This is a genomic window from Vibrio sp. OPT46 (assembly GCF_015163535.1).
Lineage (GTDB): Bacteria > Pseudomonadota > Gammaproteobacteria > Enterobacterales > Vibrionaceae > Vibrio > Vibrio alginolyticus.
Genome location: NZ_JADDYG010000183.1, coordinates 1 through 21,780 on the forward strand (window position 1 = coordinate 1; position 21,780 = coordinate 21,780).

Annotated in this window: 17 protein-coding genes, 6 tRNA genes and 1 pseudogene; 12 read left to right on the forward strand and 12 right to left on the reverse strand. The window is 42.8% G+C overall.

Going from position 1 to position 21,780, the window contains the following annotated elements; translation table 11 throughout:
* From IQR33_RS32630 to IQR33_RS08420, 3 genes and pseudogenes are all read left to right on the forward strand, one after another.
* Nucleotides 1-182 (forward strand): annotated as a pseudogene (locus tag IQR33_RS32630) (ABC transporter substrate-binding protein); the annotation flags it as partial.
* Nucleotides 183-315: 133 nt separating this feature from the next.
* A complete protein-coding gene (locus tag IQR33_RS08415; protein WP_226977227.1) occupies nucleotides 316-1,521 on the forward strand; it encodes a GGDEF domain-containing protein in 1,206 nt (401 codons plus the stop codon).
* A gap of 235 nt (nucleotides 1,522-1,756) precedes the next feature.
* Nucleotides 1,757-2,749, forward strand: coding sequence for an LLM class flavin-dependent oxidoreductase (locus IQR33_RS08420; RefSeq protein WP_005376038.1), 993 nt, complete (start codon nucleotides 1,757-1,759; stop codon nucleotides 2,747-2,749).
* Between the two features lie 5 nt (nucleotides 2,750-2,754).
* On the opposite strand, the gene IQR33_RS08425 is transcribed toward IQR33_RS08420, so the two are convergent.
* Both IQR33_RS08425 and IQR33_RS08430 read right to left on the reverse strand, forming a co-directional pair.
* A tRNA-Cys gene (locus IQR33_RS08425) sits at nucleotides 2,755-2,828 on the reverse strand.
* Between the two features lie 36 nt (nucleotides 2,829-2,864).
* Nucleotides 2,865-2,951: transfer RNA gene (locus IQR33_RS08430), tRNA-Leu, on the reverse strand.
* A gap of 301 nt (nucleotides 2,952-3,252) precedes the next feature.
* Here IQR33_RS08430 and IQR33_RS08435 point away from each other — a divergent pair.
* Nucleotides 3,253-4,182, forward strand: a complete 930-nt coding sequence (locus IQR33_RS08435; RefSeq protein ID WP_021707732.1) for a CHAD domain-containing protein — start codon at nucleotides 3,253-3,255, stop codon at nucleotides 4,180-4,182.
* A gap of 69 nt (nucleotides 4,183-4,251) precedes the next feature.
* A complete protein-coding gene (locus IQR33_RS08440) occupies nucleotides 4,252-5,040 on the forward strand; it encodes a lipase family protein (protein WP_193837706.1) in 789 nt (262 codons plus the stop codon).
* A 74-nt stretch (nucleotides 5,041-5,114) separates the two neighbouring features.
* On the opposite strand, the gene IQR33_RS08445 is transcribed toward IQR33_RS08440, so the two are convergent.
* The 4 genes from IQR33_RS08445 to IQR33_RS08460 all read right to left on the reverse strand — a co-directional run bounded on the left by IQR33_RS08445 (nucleotide 5,115) and on the right by IQR33_RS08460 (nucleotide 7,527).
* Nucleotides 5,115-5,369: a hypothetical protein gene (locus IQR33_RS08445; protein ID WP_005375990.1), complete on the reverse strand. Its 255-nt coding sequence runs from the start codon at nucleotides 5,367-5,369 to the stop codon at nucleotides 5,115-5,117.
* Between the two features lie 130 nt (nucleotides 5,370-5,499).
* The gene (gene amyS / locus IQR33_RS08450) at nucleotides 5,500-7,023 is read right to left on the reverse strand and encodes an alpha-amylase (RefSeq protein ID WP_193837707.1); all 1,524 of its coding nucleotides are present in this window, start codon (nucleotides 7,021-7,023) and stop codon (nucleotides 5,500-5,502) included.
* Nucleotides 7,024-7,330: 307 nt separating this feature from the next.
* Nucleotides 7,331-7,404, reverse strand: a tRNA-Cys gene (locus tag IQR33_RS08455).
* A 36-nt stretch (nucleotides 7,405-7,440) separates the two neighbouring features.
* A tRNA-Leu gene (locus tag IQR33_RS08460) sits at nucleotides 7,441-7,527 on the reverse strand.
* Between the two features lie 549 nt (nucleotides 7,528-8,076).
* Here IQR33_RS08460 and IQR33_RS08465 point away from each other — a divergent pair.
* The 4 genes from IQR33_RS08465 (at nucleotide 8,077) to IQR33_RS08480 (ending at nucleotide 12,487) form a co-directional block, all read left to right on the forward strand.
* Nucleotides 8,077-9,708: a methyl-accepting chemotaxis protein gene (locus tag IQR33_RS08465; protein ID WP_017633648.1), complete on the forward strand. Its 1,632-nt coding sequence runs from the start codon at nucleotides 8,077-8,079 to the stop codon at nucleotides 9,706-9,708.
* 201 nt (nucleotides 9,709-9,909) lie between these two features.
* Nucleotides 9,910-11,139, forward strand: coding sequence for an alanine racemase (gene alr / locus IQR33_RS08470; RefSeq protein ID WP_017633647.1), 1,230 nt, complete (start codon nucleotides 9,910-9,912; stop codon nucleotides 11,137-11,139).
* A 311-nt stretch (nucleotides 11,140-11,450) separates the two neighbouring features.
* Complete coding sequence (locus tag IQR33_RS08475; RefSeq protein ID WP_005375986.1) at nucleotides 11,451-12,182, forward strand: AzlC family ABC transporter permease; 732 nt, start codon at nucleotides 11,451-11,453, stop codon at nucleotides 12,180-12,182.
* On the forward strand, nucleotides 12,179-12,487 hold the full coding sequence (locus tag IQR33_RS08480; RefSeq protein WP_017633646.1) for an AzlD family protein: 309 nt from the start codon (nucleotides 12,179-12,181) through the stop codon (nucleotides 12,485-12,487). Before IQR33_RS08475 ends, IQR33_RS08480 begins: the two co-directional genes overlap by 4 nt.
* A gap of 140 nt (nucleotides 12,488-12,627) precedes the next feature.
* Here IQR33_RS08480 and dld read toward each other — a convergent pair whose 3' ends face one another.
* From dld to IQR33_RS08510, 6 genes are all read right to left on the reverse strand, one after another.
* Entirely contained in the window at nucleotides 12,628-14,334 is a 1,707-nt protein-coding gene (gene dld / locus IQR33_RS08485; protein WP_005375984.1) for a D-lactate dehydrogenase, read from the reverse strand.
* 382 nt (nucleotides 14,335-14,716) lie between these two features.
* A complete protein-coding gene (locus IQR33_RS08490; protein WP_017633645.1) occupies nucleotides 14,717-15,619 on the reverse strand; it encodes a LysR family transcriptional regulator in 903 nt (300 codons plus the stop codon).
* A gap of 239 nt (nucleotides 15,620-15,858) precedes the next feature.
* A tRNA-Gly gene (locus IQR33_RS08495) sits at nucleotides 15,859-15,934 on the reverse strand.
* A gap of 36 nt (nucleotides 15,935-15,970) precedes the next feature.
* Nucleotides 15,971-16,044: transfer RNA gene (locus tag IQR33_RS08500), tRNA-Cys, on the reverse strand.
* Nucleotides 16,045-16,250: 206 nt separating this feature from the next.
* Nucleotides 16,251-17,705 carry an ATPase RavA stimulator ViaA gene (gene viaA / locus IQR33_RS08505; RefSeq protein ID WP_017820201.1) on the reverse strand — a complete coding sequence of 485 codons (1,455 nt, stop codon included), beginning with the start codon at nucleotides 17,703-17,705 and terminating at the stop codon, nucleotides 16,251-16,253.
* Nucleotides 17,706-17,714: 9 nt separating this feature from the next.
* Entirely contained in the window at nucleotides 17,715-19,376 is a 1,662-nt protein-coding gene (locus IQR33_RS08510) for an ATPase RavA domain-containing protein (protein ID WP_065275339.1), read from the reverse strand.
* A gap of 269 nt (nucleotides 19,377-19,645) precedes the next feature.
* On the opposite strand from IQR33_RS08510, the gene IQR33_RS08515 reads away from it, so the two are divergent.
* The 3 genes from IQR33_RS08515 to IQR33_RS08525 all read left to right on the forward strand — a co-directional run bounded on the left by IQR33_RS08515 (nucleotide 19,646) and on the right by IQR33_RS08525 (nucleotide 21,587).
* Nucleotides 19,646-20,161, forward strand: coding sequence for an NUDIX hydrolase (locus IQR33_RS08515; RefSeq protein ID WP_017820203.1), 516 nt, complete (start codon nucleotides 19,646-19,648; stop codon nucleotides 20,159-20,161).
* A gap of 22 nt (nucleotides 20,162-20,183) precedes the next feature.
* The gene (ltaE, locus tag IQR33_RS08520; RefSeq protein ID WP_042520986.1) at nucleotides 20,184-21,188 is read left to right on the forward strand and encodes a low-specificity L-threonine aldolase; all 1,005 of its coding nucleotides are present in this window, start codon (nucleotides 20,184-20,186) and stop codon (nucleotides 21,186-21,188) included.
* A 78-nt stretch (nucleotides 21,189-21,266) separates the two neighbouring features.
* Nucleotides 21,267-21,587, forward strand: coding sequence for a c-type cytochrome (locus IQR33_RS08525; protein WP_005389998.1), 321 nt, complete (start codon nucleotides 21,267-21,269; stop codon nucleotides 21,585-21,587).
* The last annotated feature ends 193 nt before the right edge of the window (nucleotides 21,588-21,780 follow it).

Below are 21,780 nucleotides of genomic sequence, written 5' to 3' on the forward strand. Positions count from 1 at the left end.
AAATATCTTGGAGTTGGGATGATTATAACTTTCGATTAAATTTAACGAATTCTTTATTATTTACATTACAATCAGAAGCTAATTGGGCATTAAAACAAAACTATGTAGAAGGACAGATTCCAAATTACAGAAAAATATTTAAAGAAAACTATATCAATTCATATTTTGATGGTCTAGATTAAAATGCATCGTTCGTTAAACCACTATTTAGCATCACTATTCAGTCTAAGCGTAATACTATGTATCAGCGTTATAGTATACATAAGCTTCATAAAAATAGAAGATTATAAAGCCAAGAAACAATTAAACCAAATAATGGACATACAAATATCATTAGAGTCATTAAGTAGTTATCTTTGGGCTTACACTCAAAATAGGGGAAAAAACAATTTCACACAATTCATGATTTCTCATAACAAATTAAACGAATTATTATCTCAAAATGAAGATGTTTTATACCTTACTAAAGACCTAAAAAAAATGAATCTCGAACTGTATTTTTTAGTTCAATACGAAAATAATCATTTACTAGACAAAGATCGCCATTATGATTCAGTCGTAAATTATAATAAATCAAATCCTGTCATACAATCCAGAATAAACATTGTATCCCAGGATATGAATAATGAAATAATATATATTTATAAAAAAATACTTAATAATAAGTCTACAAAACTACAAAATTTAAATTATTACACTCAAGCAGGTATTATTTTTATCTCTCTGGTTGTTATGCTATTATGCTTTTATATAAAAATAAAGTTCAAGAGAAGCTTTCAAAGGTTTATAAATGGAATAAAACAATTAAGCAGGTCAAATTTTGACTATAAAATCCCTTCAGAAAATCAATTCACGGAATTTGAAAATCTGTCTTGTTACTTCAATAAAATGGCGGCATTGTTAAACCACACAACAATATCAAAATCAAAACTTAAAGAAGAAGTAGAGAATCAAACTTCAGTTCTAAATCGTCAAAAAGAAAGTTTGGTATTTTTGTCTGAGCACGACTCCTTAACTAATATCTACAATCGTCGAGCAATAGAAAAACATTTGATCCAGCTTACGCGTAATTTCAGAGGCAGTGAGAATAGTTTTAGTTTGTTTTTTATAGATTTAAATTTATTTAAGGATATTAACGATAGCCATGGCCATGAGGCAGGTGATGCAGTGTTAAAATCTGTAGCTAGTAGATTATCAAGTATTATCGACGAATCAGACATGGTAGGCCGCTTTGGTGGAGATGAATTTATTATTATTCATCGTTCACACACAACAGGTACGTCTCTGTCTGCATGTGCACTACGCTATATCCAAGAAATAGAAAAAGTAATTCATTTTAAAGGTAAAGAGTTATGCGTCGGAGCTAGCATTGGTATTGCACTCTATCCTGAGCATGGGTCGAATGTACATGAATTATTAACAGCGGCAGACAAGTCTATGTATCAGTCAAAACGTTCTAAAGCTAGCTCGTTCACTATTGTCGACAACAGCAGTTCGCTGTTAAAGAGGCCTATGTTTTAATCTAAAGTAGCTGTGGAAACGTTCTACATGCGAATATTCAACGACATCGACCACTGTGGCCACTTACAGTAATAAAGCCGCTTTTATCACATAGCAAAAGCTAAACTCGTAAGCTAAACGCTCTCCAGGCATTGAAGAAAAATAATCCATTGTGAATGGTTAATCCTCCCCTTTTAAACGTCAACTTTCACCACCATATGATAGTTAAGATTCATTAACAGGCTATAACTATCCTATGTCTTTTCCTCGTTTATCTGTTCTGGATTTGGCACCCGTGTCCGACGGAACAAACTTCACCGAAACGTTCGAACGCTCCGTTGAATTAGCTCAATCAATCGAGTCCTGGGGCTATCATCGGTTTTGGATGGCTGAACACCATAACATGCCCGACATCGCCAGTGCCGCAACCAGTGTATTACTCAGTCATATTGGAGCGCACACGAACTCGATCCGTTTAGGATCAGGTGGAATCATGTTACCTAACCATGCACCACTAGTTATTGCAGAGCAATTCGGAACGTTAGAGGCATTATACCCTGGTCGTATTGACCTCGGATTAGGACGCGCACCAGGCACCGACTACCAAACAATGCATGCATTAAGGCGGGAACCAGAGCATATGGATCCTGACTTTGAAGAGCTGTTGGAGGAACTTAATTTCTTTCTTGGTCCCGTATCTCGAAATCAACCAGTCGCGGCTTATCCAGGTAACAACACATCTCTGCCGATTTGGCTTCTGGGGTCGAGTACATACAGCGCACGTTTAGCAGCTAAGAGAGGCTTACCTTTCGCATTTGCTGCACACTTTGCTCCAGATGCAATGTCTCGTGCTCTAAACTTTTATCGAGATGAGTTTGTCCCATCCGAGCATTTAGCTCAACCCTATGTGATGATTTGTGCCAACGTTATCGTAGCGGATACTCAGTCACATGCAGATTTTCTCGCGACAACAGAGAAGCAAAAATTCTTAAAAATGATTCGCGGCAATCGCGAAAAACTTCGCGCACCAGTGAAAAGTATGGCACCACTATGGTCAGCACAGGAAAAGCTTCACGTTGAAACTCAATTACGTGAATCTATCCATGGTGATCAAACATATGTAAGACAGAAAATTGAGAAACTTTTGGAACGCACTGGGGCAGATGAAATTATGGTAAACACGATGGTGTTTGAACAATCTGAGAAGTTGAGATCCTACAGGTTACTATCGGAACTCATGGACAAGTAAAAGAATGGAGGCGCCTCCCGGAGTCGAACCGAGGTCCACGGATTTGCAATCCGCTGCATAGCCACTCTGCCAAGGCGCCTTTCTGATTTTGTATCTCTGTCACCAAAGATTTTGATGGTGCCCCGGGCCGGACTTGAACCGGCACAGCGCGAACGCCGAGGGATTTTAAATCCCTTGTGTCTACCAATTCCACCACCAGGGCAACGCAATCATGCGATGGGTTAGACACCATCTATCTCGCGACCTTTGCCGTGAGAACGAGGCGTACTTTAACGGATTAATTTATCTGGTCAACAAAAAATTAGTCTTTTTTATTCAAATGGTTAAAAAGACGACTCTAACGAACAAAGGGCGATCATTTTGCTTATTTGATCATCAATACGCTTTGCTTTCGTGCCTTTTAACCTTCTCATTTTATATCAATGAAGAGCCAACAAATCGCGCAAGTTAACAGTATGGGTATAAACTTAACGTGTATTTCAGAGAACAAAATAGCGCTCATCATGTTTCGAAAACCATCATTTCACTTACCCTTACATGCCGACTCCGAACTCGACTTCGTAGTGCCCCACTTCTTCCTTACTGAATTTGATTATGCACGCTCTCTGGAGCAGGGAGTCATCGACGACTTGGATCCTGAATATACACACCAATATCGCGTCACACTGAGGCGCATACGCTCACTATGCTCACTACTTCGCGAACTGATCCCTCCTTTTGAACAGCGTATTTTGAAACCTCATTTAAGAATAATGATGAAGAAAACAAATAAGCTGCGTGATTTGGACGTATTTATCTTGGACAAAAACCAATACATTGAAATGCTCCCAAATCACAAATCGTCTCTTGAGCAACTTTTTTGCTTTATAGAATCTGAACGTGCTTACGAACAAGCAAAAGTTACGCGTTGGCTAGATACACAAGAATACACAACGCACTGCACTTTGATCAGGAATAGTATGTTGCGAAGTACGCAACACGAACCAGTGGATAGCAACGTACCTGCGTTACTTTTCGCAAGCCAAAAAATCTCCGTTCAATTTAAAAAAGTTGATAAAGCACGACGCAAAATCTCGGACAAAAGTCGTGACAGCGTGATTCATTCGATGCGGATAAAGTGCAAAGCGCTTCGTTATTTGTTAGAAGGATTTTCCACGCTCTATCCTTCCCAACAGCACAAAAACAACGTGAAACAACTAAAACTATTGCAAGACAAGCTCGGTGACTTTAACGACACTTCAAGTCAAATTGAATTTTTCGCACAACTCAAAGAAACAGCAAATCTCAATAAACAAGATCGTAAGGCTTTGAAAAAGCTAATTAACGTGCTTAGCGAACATCATGAACTCTCTCGCCAAACCATCTTGACGCATTTAAGCCAGTTTGAGTCTTTCATTCGCGATTCCAATACACAAAATCTCTACCGACCCTAAATCAAGGTTCACGTATTCTTAATATTCATTAATTACAGTCAATCGTTGGGCTCCACTAAGAAAGATAACGTGAAACCATTAAAACGATACCAATACGAGCGCTATGCGGTGCTTTGTAATCTCGCCTACCCTCGCGTCTTCAGACAAACTCAATATGGATTCGATCCTAATGGGCAACGAGTCATTAGAAATGAACACGGTAAGATTATGATTCGCGTGCTCTGGAGTAAAAAACAGAGTGAAGTGGTCGTAGTGATTAAAGGCTCACACAGTATCAGTGATTGGTTGTTGAACTTCGCGATGTGGACGAGAAGCTGTCGAAGGTTGGGACTAAACTATCGCATTCACGCGGGTTTCTATCATCTGTTGTTCCAAGAAAGTTTACCGAGCCGGAATGAAGATCGGTTAGGGTTGACCGTGATCGAACGCCTCGAAGGTATCGTTGTACCACTTATTCTCAGGGGAAAAAGAATCACTATTACTGGCCACTCTTCAGGTGGCGCGATTGGCAGTGTTTTTGCTGACTATATTGAGAAAAAATACCCCAAAAGCATTAAACGCGTGGTCACTTTCGGACAGCCCGCTGTCGGAGATTGGACGTTTAAGAAACGCTACCGTTTGGGGCACAAAACATACAGGATTTGTTGCGACATCGACATCGTGACCTTTATGCCGCCCATACCTTTTTTGTATTGGCATGTAGGCAAAATGCTATGGTTATATAACGGGAGAATATACGAGAACACCCCAACGCTCATACGGCTTGGGCGCTCCTTATTTAGTTGGTTAATGCGACCGTTTTCTTATCACTTTATGAGTAAATACATTCGCGACAAAGACTTTTTTGATGAACGCTGAGTTAAACATCCGAAAGGTATGACGTACAGACACCAAAAAGCCGGACTTCGCCGGCTTTACGATTAAGTGCTGATCTACAGAGAGGCGATTTCTTTTTCAAGTTGATATTTGTTATCTGTGACAATTCGCTCTAACACTTCAACACGTCGCTTCAAGTCACCAATTTGCTTGTTAAGGTTATCTTGTTCTTCTCGGCTCATCGTATTACGTTCAGATATCTCCAACGCTCTTACTTCTTTACGATGGTTCAAGATTAACTTTATTATCCCGCCCCCAAATATGGCACCGAACACAATAGCCACAACCAATACATCAGCAATAGATTCCATTCTTTATCTTCCTCTAGATTATGCTCAACTATAAGTTACTCATTTGTCGAATGAATATCAAATAACACATTGATTCATTGAAGAGTTTTATCAAGAATTGCCTACTCTGTATCAAAATCACAGGAATGGATTATTCAACGCCAACCCAAACCGAGACAGATCCGCCGTTTACTGGGAACTCAGCCCAACCATTCGCATCAGTCCAAACTTCTTCAGTTCGGATACCCAACTTGTCTACGTAGCGAGCACTTGGTTTACCCGTATACATCCACTTCGAGCCGCCAGGTCCATCACTCATGATCACGGCCATTGAATGTGGATGCTTTGCATCACCTTCTCGAGTCCAACCAATTACGTCCCAGTGGTCGAGATAAGAATGTTGTTTGCCATACGCATAATCTTTACGCAGTGTTACTAGCTCTTCAATGTAAGGCACTTTGACCATATTGATGTCATGCCCTTTATCACTGTACTGCGCGCCGTAGTAATCTGCATAAAACACGGATGGATAGCCTTCTTCACGCAATAAGATAAACGCGTAAGCGAGCGGCTTAAACCACCAATCAACCGTCGACTCCAAAGCCTGCAAAGGTTGAGTGTCATGGTTTTCTACTAAGGTTACCGCTTTGACTGAATTGTCCTTCATCAGCGTACCATCCATGATTTGACGCATATCGTAGCTACCACCCGATTTAGACGCATTGTAGAAGTTCATATGTAACGGTGCGTCGAATAGAGACATGCTGCCAGAAGTTTTGGTGATAAAGTTATGCAACTGATTAACATCGTAGTTCCAGTACTCTCCGACCGTGAATAGTTCTTTCCCTGTTTTCCAACGTAGGTGATCAATCCATTCTTGCAGGTATTGATATTTGATGTGCTTCACCGCGTCCATTCTAAACCCATCCACACCCGTCATGTTGATATACCACTCACCCCAGTCTTTCAGCTCTTGCTTCACTTCAGGGTGATCCATGTCTAGGTCAGCGTACATAAGGTAATCGTAGTTGCCTTTTTCCGAGCTCACTTCCCAATCCCATGCCTTACCCTCGCCTTTGAATTTGAAGATAGCTTTTTCTTCGCCAGCATCGTCCCAATCCACGCCATCAAAGTGGTACCACGTCCAATGAAAGTTTGAGTACTTGTCGTTGCGCCCAGGGAAATCAAACTCTACCCACGCTTCAATCCATTTATCACCAAGTTCAATATTTCGGTTGTTCCAATCTACTCGCTTGGTATCAACCCAAGACTTTCCATCCGCACCACCGCGATGGTTGAACACCACATCGCCATAAATCTGGATATTGTTTTTATGGGCAGTATTGATGGCGCTTAGGTACTGATCTTTGGTGCCATACTTGGTGCGCACCGAACCTTGTTGATCAAACTCTCCCAAATCGTACATATCATAAACGCCATAACCGACGTCGTTGCTACCACCAGCACCTTTATAGGCGGGCGGCAACCATAACGCAGTAAAGCCGTTGTCAGATAGTGCCGACGCGTTGTTTTCAACTTGTGTCCAGAGTGCACCGTCATTTGGCACATACCAATGGAAATACTGCATCATGGTGCCATTTTGTGCCGCCATTACAGGCGAACTGAGCAGCAAAGTTAAGGGTAAAAGTGTAGGTTTAAGGTTGAATGTTTTCATTATTTTTCTCTCACGTTAAGGACTAGAATCCTCCTTTCTGCATATACGCACCAAGCGATACTAACTATGACGCTAGCTAGGTTGCTGCCTGTAATACAAAAAGTTCGGATGACAATCGAAGAGAAACTATCACCAATCACACTATACAATTATTGAGTTGTCTAACATTTATAAAATCAATGATTAGCACGTTAAAAATATTGAATGGTGATCAAAACATGGGAGACTTTAGGAAAGCGCGAAGGGTTACGAAAAGGTGGACTAAAAACGAAAAAAGCCAGTCATTTAAGACTGGCTTTCGAAATAGTGGAGGCGCCTCCCGGAGTCGAACCGAGGTCCACGGATTTGCAATCCGCTGCATAGCCACTCTGCCAAGGCGCCTTTCTGATTTTTTATCTCTGTCACCAAAGATTTTGATGGTGCCCCGGGCCGGACTTGAACCGGCACAGCGCGAACGCCGAGGGATTTTAAATCCCTTGTGTCTACCAATTCCACCACCAGGGCAACGCAATCATGCGATGGGTTAGACACCATCTGTCTCAGCGACCTTTGCCGTGAGAACGAGGCGTACTTTAACGGATTAATTTATCTGGTCAACAATAAATTTTATCTTTTTGATTTAAGTGCTTAAAAAGCGATCTGCCTAGTATATTTGGCATTCAATTAGACCAATAAGCACCCGTTCCCTTTCATTAGCTATAAAGTCATACGCATACTAGTGCCCGAAACTGCTTCGAGGTAAACACGCGACTATCAGCTATGAACGCTGATCTTTTCACCGCTGTAACATCTGTAACAATTTGATTCCCTACTCTTGGCACGACTGCGTACAGAACATCATATTTTGTTACCGATAACTTTATATCGAATGTGGTCGTACCTTTATAAAATCATTGACTTTTTTTATTTTCAAACAAAGCTCAATTCATTATCGAAAATATCAATAAATAATGGTACGTTACACGAGTTGCAGTAATTTAATGGACATATATCACATATAAGGATGTGGTTTACTTTGGCGACACAACATAAGAAAAACAAGGTATATCACTAATGTCTATCAAGAATCTTTCTATAGCGAAAAAGATATCGCTATCGTTTTTACTCATTGCCATCGTCAACATTGCATTTGGTGTGTTTTTATCTACAGAGCTCAAAAGCATCAAATCTGAGCTTTTAAACTATACCGATGATACGCTTCCTGCAATGGAAAGGGTCGATTCGATTCGAGATCACTTGTCTCGCTGGCGCCGAGCTCAATTTGCTGCGTACACTTATGAAGACGCAGACCAAGTCAAAACTAAAATTTCTAACAATATTAGAGAACGCGAAAAGATCACTAGAGAGCTCAACGCTTACGGTGAAACTATCTGGCCTGGCGAAGAGCAGCAAACTTACCAGCGTCTTATGCGTCAATGGAAAAAGTACTTGGTTACTATGGACCAGTACAATGAAGCGATGCTAGCTAACGACAAAACCAAGGCCCACCCTATTTTGGCGAACTCCTTGTCTGCTTTCGAAGCGGTTGACTCAGAGTTAGGCGAACTAATCCGTCTCCTTAAAGAAGCTATGGACAGCAACAAAACTCATATCCTGTCCTCTGTAAATGGATTGAGTAATTCTTCAATAGCAAGTAACGTGATTATTCTACTGATCATGGTAGGCATGACATACGTGCTGACTCGCCTAATTTGTGGCCCACTTAAACTTGTTGTTGAGCAAGCAAATGCCATCGCAACAGGTGATCTATCAAGTGACATTGACCGTAAAGCAATCGGCAATGATGAGCTTGGTGAACTGGCAGACGCGACCACTAAGATGCAAGATGACTTACGCCAAGTTATCGATAACGTGATTGCTGCAGTTACTCAGTTAAGCAGCGCTGTCGAAGAGATGAACCAAATCTCCGATATTTCTGCGTCTGGTATGAAAGATCAACAGCTGCAAATTACGCACATCGCAACAGCAATGACAGAAATGAAAGCGGCCGTAGCCGATGTTGCTCGTAACACTGAAGACTCAGCGAACCAAGCTAACGAAGCAAACCGCCGCACACAACACGGTGTTCGTGAAACCCAAGGTATGGTTGACGCGATTCAAGAAGTTTCAAACGTAATTGGCGCTGCAGGCGATACCGTAGCAGAGCTTGAACAGCAATCGAATAAAATTAACGTGATCGTGGATGTTATCCGCGACATCGCCGATCAAACCAACCTACTTGCACTTAATGCAGCCATTGAAGCGGCGCGTGCTGGTGAGTCTGGTCGTGGCTTTGCCGTCGTTGCAGACGAAGTTCGAACTCTTGCCGGCCGTACGCAAGATTCAACGAGTGAAATCACTTCGATCATTGAGCAGCTACAATCACTTGCAAAAGACGCAAAATCAGCCACTGAACTTTCTAGAACCAGTATCTCAGAATGTGCAGAACAAGGCATTCAATCAAAACAGCTGATGAGCGACATTGAGCATTCGATTTCGGACATCTCAGACATGGGTACCCAAATCGCCACGGCTTGTAACCAGCAAGACTCTGTTGCGGAAGAGCTTAACCGCAGCATTGAAAACATACATTTGGCATCTCAAGAGGTCTCGCAAGGTTCGGAGCAAACCGCACAGGCGTGCCGCGAACTAAGCCAGCTATCCATTTCTCTTAAAGATGTAATGAGCCGCTTTAAACTAAGTTAAACTCAGTGGATACCTTAGTAGATATCAAATCAATCCCGATTTGCTTAAATTGAATGTCATCACTGAGGTATATTTAGGTATATATTAAATCACTATCTTAACAAACGCTCCAAAGCACCACTTGGAGCGTTTTACTTCGTCAGGTACTTTCCCCAAGTACTCAATAACATAACCAATACAAAAAACGCGTACGGAGACTTTATGCGCTTAAATAAAACCTTACTATCACTGACTATCGCTGCTGCAATCGCGGTTCCTGTAATGCAAGCTACTGCTGCTCCTCTTCAAATTAGCAATACAGCAGCAAAAGCAGAGCAAGTTCAAGGTGCTAACGCTTGGCTAGAAATAAACTTAGGTCAGTTCCGCGATAATATTGAGCAGTTTAAATCGCACATGGATGGCAAAACGAAAATTTGTGCCGTGATGAAAGCCGACGCATACGGCAATGGTATCGCAGGCTTGATGCCGACTATTATCGAACAACAAATTCCTTGTGTTGCCGTTGCAAGTAACGCCGAAGCACAAACTGTTCGCGACAGTGGCTTTAAAGGCCAACTTATGCGTGTACGCTCAGCGGATATTGGCGAGATTGAAGCCGCAATCGACCTAAATGTCGAAGAGTTGATAGGCACAGCAGAGCAAGCTAAAGCACTGTCTAAACTAGCCGAGAAAGCTGGTAAAGAAATCAAAGTTCACCTTGCTCTGAACGACGGTGGTATGGGACGTAATGGTGTTGATATGACGACAGAAGCGGGCAAGAAAGAAGCGCTAGAAATCGCTCAACAAGCTGGCGTTAATATTGTTGGTATCATGACTCATTTCCCTAACTACAATGCAGACGACGTGCGCCGAAAGTTAGCTTCATTCAAAGACAGTTCTGCATGGCTGATTAAAGAAGCGAATCTAAAACGCGACAACATTTTACTGCACGTAGCAAACTCTTACACCGCGCTTAATGTTCCTGAAGCGCAGCTTGATATGGTTCGTCCTGGTGGCGTTTTATACGGAGACCTACCGACTAACCCTGAGTACCCTTCTATCGTGTCTTTCAAAACACGCGTGGCATCCGTTCACCACCTGCCAAAAAATAGCACAGTCGGTTACGACAGCAGCTACACAACAAGCAAAGAAAGCTTAATGGCGAACATTCCTGTTGGTTACTCTGATGGCTATCCACGAAAAATGGGGAATACAGCAGAAGTTCTGATCAATGGCCAACGTGCAAAAGTTGCGGGCGTTGCTTCAATGAACACCACAATGGTAGATGTGACAGGTATCAAAGATGTTGAGCCTGGTTCTGAAGTTGTTTTGTTTGGCTCCCAACAAGGCAAAACGATTTCAGCTGCTGAGATGGAAAAACACGCAGAAGTCATCTTCCCTGAACTATACACGGTTTGGGGAAGCGCGAACCCTCGTGTCTACGTAAAATAAACCTATTCAGTTATTCGTAACAGAGCGAAAAAGCGAGCCTCGTGCTCGCTTTCTTTCTTATTTACTAATCTATACTAGCTCGTGATGTTATCAATTAAACAGAGCTTACTATTTCTGTTGTTTTATTCTCCTTTAGCACTACCAAGCGCGACTCTCTACACTCTGTTTCTTAAAGCCGCTTGGATGGCTCAATTTTATATAGCACTTAGAGTTTGAAAGCCCCTCCAATTGATGTTAAACATGAAGTTTACAAAAGAATAACAAACACACTCGTATGGCACTGCACCTTTGCCTGCTAGCTAGGTATCTCTATGACAGAAAATACTCAACATCTTCAACGCTCCTCCACTGAGTTGCACGAATTTAATCGGCTTGACGTCTGGAACGGCTTCACCCAACTTTTACCCCTCTCTATGTTCGTGGTCATATTTGGCCTCGCTTTCGGTGTTGCTGCGGTACAGACTGGACTAGATGTATTTCCCACTATGTTGATGAGCACACTGGTCTTCGCCGGTGCTTCACAATTTGCCACGTTAGAAATGTGGGGAGCGGAAGTCCCTTTCATTCCAGTACTTATTACTGTATTTGCGATTAATGCTCGTCACCTCTTGATGGGAGCCACACTTTATCCATGGTTACGACAACTCCCACCAACAAAACGTTACGGTGTAATGCTGGTAGCATCAGACGCTAACTGGGCAATGGCACTCAATGCATTTGGTAGAAAAGAACCAGGCTTTGGCTTGCTTGTTGGTGGCGGCTTAGCGATGTGGTCTTTTTGGATTGTGGGCACCTGGATCGGCATTTATTTTGGTAGCGCAATCAAAGATCCGGTGGGCCTCGGGCTCGATATGGTTATGGGATGCTTCCTGCTGTCTATGGTGGTGGCCGGGCCGAAAGACTTAAGAATCTTTGCGATTTGGGCCATAGCAGCAGCCTCTTCTATGTTGGCGTATTGGTATTTGCCAGAGAATAGCCACGTAGTGGTTGGCGCCATTACTGGCGGAGTATTGGGTGCTTGTTGGAAGGAGAAGAAAGCATGAACATCGAAACAACCATAGGTGGCACAGTGCTTATCATCATCGCTATGGCGTTAGTCACGCTCATAACCCGCTGGGGCGGAGTGTATGTTATGTCATTCATTCCAATTAGCGAACGGGTTCAACGTTTCATTACTGCGATGTCAGGCTCCGTACTGGTTGCCCTTTTAGCTCCGCTAGCAGTAGAGGGTGATAATGGTGCTAGAGCAGCACTGTTTTCTACTGCTGTTGTCATGTTCATCGTGAAAAAGCCTCTACCAGCAATTGCAGCAGGCATCATCGCCGCCGCCGCGGTACGTGCTCTTTAGTCGCTGTTTCAACGCCGATACCAGTCATCAATAAAAGACCCAAAACACAAAGCCCTGATGTCACAAGTGTCATCAGGGCTTATCTTATGCTCATCATTTGAACGATGAACAACGATTATTAATCATAGTGAGACAGCACATTACGCACAGCAGTTACAATTGCGCTTATATTTGTCCATTTTACCAATACCAGGGTTAAAGGTATTGGTTGGGTCTAATTCGTGGTAAAACTTCTGCAACGAGTTTTCGGCTTCATACAAGTGACCCACATTATGTTCTGCTGGGTATTTGGCACCACGGCTATTGAGGTGCTCTAGCATCAGCTTTTTCATCAACTTCGTGTCAGTCCCTTTTTTGAAAATGTAATCTTGATGGAAGACGTAACACATAAAGTGACCATAATAGAGCGCTTGAACAAGGTTCTTACTCACCTCTTCAGGCAAAGTTTCTAGCCACTCTTCATCATTGCGTCGCAATGCGATATCAAGTGCAACGATGTCTTCTACGTCTTTTCGATGAATCGTCTCGTACCGAATTGCTGCACCAGCGGCTGCAAAGCGATGTAAATAAGCTTTTTTACCTTCTTCCGGCGTACACTCGAAGAAATCACAGTCGTCTTCAACAGCCCAAACTTCTTTGAGGTATTTTTGTGCTTCAGCAATACCACCATCACTCATTTTCAATACCAGGTGATGCTCATACTTGTCACGGAAATCCAGCATTCGCTCTGGTAAATGTTGTGGGAACAACTTGCTCGCGTAGTACAAAATGGTGTCTGGCAGATATTTACTGACAAACGGGATGCGCTCTAAGAAGTTTTCTACCTTAGCTTTAAGTGCGAACATTTTTGGCAGCTTATCTGTGCCTAACAAGTCGATGGATAAGAACACATCCTTGCCGTACTTCTCTGCCATGTTGAAGATATCTCGATGCAAGTATTCTCCCATCTCAGGCAAGTTATCAAACGTAGATAAGAAGTCTTTTCGCAACTTCGTTAGTTTCGCAGGGTCATTGGTGCCAAGGTAAAAAACCTGCTCTTTTTCGGGTACTGGGTAGCTGTCAACCCGAACGGCAAAAACCCCCAACTTACCAGCGCAGCCACTGGCTTCAAATAATCGGCGTTCATCGGCATTAAAGCGAGAAGGAATGTCAGAAGTCACGTCTCGAACACGTTCATCGTATTCTTTGTCTGATGCCATTCGCTCATCATGAATGATCTTCGCTGGGTCAAAGTTCCCTTCTTGCAGGTTTGTTAGAATTTCTTCTGGCGTTTCACCTAACCCTTCAATACCAAGGTGGTTCACCAAATGTAACTGGCCTTGCTTATCGACCTGCGCGTAGAGCGCCAGTTCCGTATAAGCAGGACCACGCTTAACTAGCGCACCGCCTGAGTTATTGGCGATACCACCGACCACAGTGGCACCTAGCGATGAAGAGCCGATGATAGAATGCGGTGCTCGGTTCACTGCCTTCAACTCTTTCTCCAATGAGTGCAAACTTGCACCAGGCAAGCAAACCGCCTGCTTACCACCATCTAATAAGTGAATCTTCTTGATTTTGGTAATATTGATCACAACCACATCGCGATCATAATCATTACCACTCGGAGCTGAGCCCTCTGTTAAACCTGTTTTAGCCGCCTGCATGATAATGATGCAGTTTGCTTCAACACACTGTTTAATAATCTTCCATTGTTCTAGAAGAGTGTTAGGAAACACGATAGCAAGCGCATTACCACTACCCGAACGAAACCCCGAGCGGTAATATTTCGTTTTAACCTCGTCGGTTAGAACATTTTCTTCCCCCACGATGGTTTTAAATTCTTCAATCAGCTGCTTTTGTTTCATATCCGTATCTCTAGTTATTGTACTTCGCTCACAACACCGCTTAGCGGCAGGCATGGCGTTTGAGCCACTATAAGCAGTCCATTTCTCTGCGTCTATGTCAGGCGGACGAACAATACGTAATCAATAAACAACAAACAAAATAATTCTTTATTTTTCTGTTACTTATCTTTCACATTTGAGAAATTTAACGTAAGAAACAGACCGTTTCTTAAAAGAAACAATAGCAAAACCATTTGTTAACAGTTGTGCGGGGTATCTTGTTATCAATATTAGTGAAGAAAACGAGGAGAAGCGTAAGCTCCTAAATTTAAGAGGACTCTTAGAAATGAAGATGGAAACATAAGCTCAACACCAACATAACGATCGGTGTTGAGTTATTGGCTTAAAATCGATGGTTTTGACTTTGAAAGCTTGTGTATAGATGATCGATAAAGATCTTAATTTTTTCTGGTTGCTGACGAGTGTAAGGGTACACCGCATAAATACCCAAACATTTGGCTGTTTCGTCTTTAAATAACTGAATCAGACTGCCTTGCTTTAAGTCTTCATAAACCAATACACGCGGCACATAGATGATTCCCTGCCCTAACAGCGCCACATTTCTCAATACAGAAGAATTGTTAGTACAGAGGTTACCGTCGACGGTGATTTGATATACCTCGTCTCCATCTTTAAACGCCCACTCATGCGCTCCGGTTTCTTGGTAGGAATAGACTAAACAATTGTGTTTAGCCAAGGCTTGAGGTTGTTTAGGTATGCCATGTTTAGCTAGGTATTGGGGTGACGCGCAAATGATCCAATTTGCATCCACCAGCTTTCTTGCAATCAGACTAGAATCTGGCAACACACCCGTTCTAATTGCCAAATCAAAACGTTCATTCACGATATCGACGAAACGATTATCTAGATCCATATCGATATTGATGTCTGGGTATTTCTGATTAAATTCATTAATCACTTGAGGAAGAATTAATTCACCAGAGATAGTAGGCACCGAAATTTTAATGTTTCCAGATAAGTTTTTACCTAAACCCACAATGGATTCTTCCGCCGTTGCCACCGCTTGATAAACCGCTTTTGCATGAGTAAAAAACGCTCGTCCTGCTTCAGTCAACGTTAGCGTTCGCGTTGTTCGGTAGAGAAGCTGTACACCAAGCTCTTGTTCAAGCTTGGCAATCCGTTTACTGACGACCGATTTGGTCAGTGACATATGTCTCGCGGCAGCACTGAATGAACCTTGCTCGATCAAGTGATAAAAAATGATGTAATCGTCGGTATTTCTCATGCGTCTTCGTCAAATCCTTTGGAAGCCCGTATTGTAAACTGAAATTGGCTGAGGTGCGAAACATCGGGTCACACTTAATATCAGAAACTCGTGACAGAGATGGGGTTGCTAAGCTCACAGGTAATGAAAAAGAGATGGTGTGAATTTATCAGTCTTCAGATACAAAAAAACCAGCTTTCGCTGGTTTTAAGTTGATGCACTTGGCATCGAGATACCGCCATGGCCATATCTGAATAATTTGGAGCGACACACGAGGTTCGAACTCGTGACCTCAACCTTGGCAAGGTTGCGCTCTACCAACTGAGCTAGTGTCGCATTTATTCTCGAAAGCCATTCGCTATCAAAGAATAATGGAGGCGCCTCCCGGAGTCGAACCGAGGTCCACGGATTTGCAATCCGCTGCATAGCCACTCTGCCAAGGCGCCTTTTTTTATTACGCTTCAGGGCTCTACCCCGTTGCGTTGGTGGCTACTTTACGGATTGAGAGAAGATAGTCAAACAAAAATATTTCATTTTCTGTTCGTTTGATTTCTTTTAAGTCAATTCGACCAAAGTTCGATCTTATTGGCTTAAAACGAAGCAATATAAATCTAGCTTTCAGTTCGTTTTGTCCCATGAAACATTAAGGCGTTTAATAGTTGCTGACCCTTTTTAGCAATCTTCCCACAACATTAGGGTGATAAGACCAAGTGTGATCAAACATCGACATTAATGCAGGATTTCCGTATTTCGATAAGCTAATCGCGTGAAAACGGTTTTTCTTCGCCTTGAGCGCATCCACTTTGGCCAGTAACTCGTCTTGTTGTTTTGGCGCGATAAAGTCGGAAATGACTACCATGTCTGCGTTTTTATATTTATCACCGCTCATCAAGTCGATAGATTTAATCAAAGTTGGCTCTAAGTCTGTACCACCATGGAAGCTATAAGTTAGAAAGTCCGCCGCCTCGCGCAGACCATCTTGTTTGGTTAGTTCGTAGGTAATGTGTTCCGTAGAAAAAATAATGACATAGCAATCACGTTGCTCCGCTAGTGCGATTTGCATCAGAGCATAAGCCATGGCTTTGGCGCATTGCTCAGGAAAGCCACTCATGGAACCGGACGCGTCCACACAAACAATGAAGGGGCCTTTTTCGATATCTACCGCTTTATGGTCAGGTCGGTGAGCTTTAACTTTACGTAACGTGCGCGATTTGCCTTGTGTACGATAGTTCATGAGCCGTTTATCAACTAAGTGTTTATAGAACACAACTTCAAGTTCAGGATACGCCAAAAACATCGTTTCGTTGGGAAGTAGCTTATTTAGATCATCGCTTTCGTGAATACCGACAATATCATCCGTCGCCTCATCACTTTTCTCTTCGACCAATTGAAGTTCTTCAGTGGGCGCACGATTTAGTTCAGGATCATTTACTTGCCCCGCCATACGACCGAGTTGCTCCGCAATTTCTTGCAAGCCTTGGTGCTTCTTCAGAAACTCAGCATGGCGTTTCATCACCGTTAAGTCTGTTTTACTCAACTTGGCAGATGCCATATCCCACAGGCGCCCTACACTTTCAGCGTCACCCGACTCCGTGACTTTATCCATATTACGCATGGTTTCCATACGTTGATACAGGTCTTTCAGCACCTTTTCTTTATTGGCTTCAAGCTCGCTTACTTGCGCTTGTTTTATAGCATCGGTGAGGCTTTGGTACCATTGATCACAAAAGTAATGAGGGAACATAGGGTTATTCATCCCTTTGTTCTTTTCCATCATTCGGCGAGCTTGCATGTAAAACGCAGAGTGCCATTCCAGCTTTTTAATCACATCTTCGATGTTTTCAAAAAACGCCTCTTCATCCCAATGAATAACCTCTTGATATAAAGACAGCTCTTGTTGGAAACGCTCTGTCTCACATACCTTGGTGATCCGTTTTTTAACACTGCCTCGCCACTTTAACAAGTGACCTTTGACCGAAGATTTAACACCTCTGTTTTCTGCCATCATCATGACTTGTGAACGAGCCATCAAATCATTAACTGCGCTATCGATGATGCCGGAGTCGGCCACCATCAGCGCGAGGTTAAGTCCGTCTGCACCTAGCATGTCGTCTCCTTATGAGAAAAACTGATTTAAGTTTTTAAAGCGTTGGATAACTTTTTCACTTTCTGCTTGGATTGATTCAAGTCTCTGACTGACCTGTTGTAGACTCGACTCCATTAGGCGGGGTAGTTCAGGATCAACAAAGCTATGCGGAAGCGCATCATGAAAGTTCGCTTTCACCTTACGCATATGGTGTTCTGCCTCACTAAGCTGATTTACGGCTTTTTCGCTCTGCGTTAACCACTTTTGGTAGAGCTCTACATCCAAGCCCTCTTGAGTCACTAGGCTAACCAGAATGCCTCGGTTCGCGATATCACGGATAACTAGGTTATTCGCCGCGTCAACGTCAAATCGTAAACGGCACATGTTGGTGTTTTGATTGACGTAACCATACACATCACCGCTTCCCTCTTTAATGACTCGATCTAACTCATCTTTGGGTACATAAACCCAGCGGCTATCACCTTTTTCTGATTCTGAAACCGACATGTTGCTTTGCAAGACCACCAATTTAACTAAGTTAACGGCTGCGCCAACTTTGTACATCTTGGCTTTAGAGGTATCAAAGCGCATGGTTTCTTTGCGCAAAATACCCGTTGCCGCTTCAGACGTTAACGTCATGCGGTAGGCATCTTCAAGTTCATGTTGAACATCAACCAAAGACTCACGGCAGTACTCGATTTCCTGCTCCGCGTCTTGTTGATCAAATGCATGTTTTAAGGCGAACTCTTGAACCACTCCACGTACCACATCTCGCGATTCAGGACTGTTCCATAAACAATCTTGCAGCAGTAGAAGGTCAAGCGGATTGATTTCATCGCGACCATTAAAAAACGCGCTCGCTTTTAACAACTTCACGGCTTTCTTCCAGCGGCGGTCAGAGACATACATGTCGGTATTGGCCACATCACCAAACTGAGCTTCAACTTTGCTTTCTAACATCGTTTTAAGCTGGAAAAGCTTTTCGAATGCATTGTCGGTTAGCGTCAATTTGTCGAGCTGTTGTTGCCATTGATGATATTCTTCATCAGTTATCGCTAGGCCTTCTGGTACTTGTGCCTCTTGCGATGTGCCCACAGTCAACATCGACTTAAAGTTTTGTTTATTCTGAATTCGATTCACAAACACACGCACCAACATGCGGTCGTAGAGGGCATCCAATCCACTATCTTCATCGGGTAATTCATTGGAAGCCGATACCAACAGGCGCATTGGCACACGCTCGATATCGCTGCCATTTTTGAATGTTTTCTCATTAACCACTGTCAGCAATGTGTTAAGAATTGCAGGCCCCGCCTTCCAGATTTCATCCAAAAATACGACTTGTGCAGTTGGCAAATACCCTTTAGTTAAGCGAACATAACGGCCGTTGTCTTTTAGCTCTTGGATACTCAGTGGCCCAAACACCTCTTCAGGGGTTGAGAAGCGCGTCATCAGGTATTCGAAGTAACTGCTGTTATCGAACGCTTGGATGAGTCGTTTGGCAATTAAGCTTTTTGCAATACCAGGGGGGCCTAAAAGAAAAACACTTTCACCAGCAAGTGCAGCAAGAAGGCAGAGCTTGATCGTATGTTCACGCTCATAAACGCCATCCGTTAACGCTTTCGCCAATTTATTGATGCGTTCTGAGAGAAGCGCTTTTTCGGCATTTGAGGCAAATAAGGTTTGTGTCATACGTTCTCCGGCTACTGAAGTGGTATTGCGTTAACATTTTTATACACTTGTTATAACTTTGTTACAAATGTATTTTGTCGAATTCCCCTTATAGCAGATGCTTTTCCCCATCTTGACGAAGCAATCAAAGTTTCCATTTATGAGACATTGCTCACTTAAAGTGCAAACGCTTTCGTCGTGTTGCAGTATTTTTTGCTTTTGTTTCCCACCATTTGTGGTTAATGTCGAAAAACGTCAAAAATGCGGTAACAGCTAGGGTTCATAACTGCATGAGCAAGATAATTCATAAATGGAAGCAAATTTCTCTGATTGAAGAAGACGTTATGCTTCCTACAGGACAGGCAATTACGCACACCACAATCCATCATCCGGGCGCTGCAGTGATTCTCCCTATTACAGCGGAGGGTGAAATTGTCCTTGTCCACCAATTTCGGCCTTCACTTAATAAATGGCTATTGGAACTTCCTGCTGGTACCAGGGAAGGCAACGAAGAGCCACTCTGCTGCGCCAAAAGAGAGTTAGAGGAAGAAACTGGGTTTAGTGCAGAGAAATTCACGTCTCTCGGCCAAGTCACCCCTCTTGCCGGATTTTGTGATGAGATACAGTATCTATTTGTTGCCGAAAAGCTCAACAAAACAAACCGTTACGAGTGCGATGAAGACGAAGTGATTGAGGTCGTCACCTTGTCAATCAAGCAACTCGAAGAAAAGATTGTCGATGGCACGATCACCGATGCCAAAACGATCGCTTGCTTAAGCAAAGCGCGCCTTTGCGGATATATTTAGGACTTTGACCAAGGAGACATTCATGGATTTTCGATCAGATACCGTTACACAGCCCACCCAAGCCATGCGAGAAGCCATGTTTAAGGCCCCCGTTGGGGATGATGTTTATGGTGATGACCCTACGGTCAATGAGCTTGAAAAATTTGCTGCGCAGCTTGCTGGTTTCGAAGCAGCTTTGTTTACCACTTCAGGCACTCAAGCCAATCTGCTCGGTTTAATGGCGCATTGCGAGCGGGGAGATGAATATCTATGTGGGCAACAAGCACATAACTACAAATACGAAGCTGGTGGTGCGGCGGTTTTGGGATCAATTCAACCTCAACCAGTCGAAAATAACCCAGATGGCACGCTACCATTTGATAAACTGGCTGCTGCGATTAAACCAGATGATTGTCACTTTGCTCGCACTAAGCTTCTCAGCTTAGAAAACACAATTAATGGTAAAGTACTACCTCTGTCTTACTTAGCAGAAGCACGTGACTTCGTGAATAAACATAACTTGCAGATGCATCTAGATGGCGCTCGCGTTTTTAACGCAGCCGTTGCACTTGATGTTCCGGTAAAAGAGATCGGTCAGTACTTTGATTCAATGACGATCTGTCTGTCGAAAGGTCTGGCTGCCCCTGTTGGCTCGCTACTGCTTGGTAGCAAAGACTACATCGCAAAAGCACGTCGCTTAAGAAAGATGGTCGGCGGTGGTATGCGTCAAGCGGGTATTCTTGCCGCAGCAGGCAAACTTGCCCTTACCGAACAAGTGGAACAGCTAAAACAAGATCACATCAACGCAAAAACCTTAGCGGAAGGTTTAGCAGAACTGCCTGGTTTTTCAGTCAACCCTGAATTTGTTCAAACGAACATCGTGTTCGCGAAGCTTGCTCCTCAAGTGGACATAGTAAGTATCGCTGCGAAACTAAAGGAACAAAACATCACGATAACCCCTGGAAATCCAATTCGTTTTGTAACTCATAAAGATATTTCAGCGAAAGACATCGACACTTTCTTATCAAGTATAAAATCTCTACTTTAATTTGATTTTGATCATTGAGCTTCCCCTAAGGGGAAGCTTTATTGTATCGGCATGATTTTTAGCGAATAGATAACCTCCATGCTCAGATTTGTACTTTTAATCTCTTTTATTTTCTCTTCCGCTATCTATGCCGAACCGTTTGGTGATGCTGATAAAGGTAAAAGCAAATCACCTAGCTGTGTCTATTGCCACGGTGTTACAGGCATCGCAACGAACAACACCTATCCAAGCCTTGCTGGTCAAAATGCTCAGTACCTTTACAATGCAATGAAATCTTACCAAGCCGGTGAGCGTAAAGGGCCACTTGCAGAAATGATGGCAGCACAGTTAAAAATGTTAAATGATGGAGACCTTCGTGATGTCGCTGCTTTTTATGCAGAACAGTCGGAAATCAAGTGATTAGATCACCTGTAGATGTACTATGAAAGCTCGTGAATCATCCAAACTCAACGCATATTGAAACATTAACCCAATATTTGACCACAAAACAATCAAATTAACTTCACTTCAAATATTTGATGAATTTATAGTTCAACGTAAGCATTAATATTGACTTTTTATTCTATTTTATCGATATTTCATGCTTTATTGA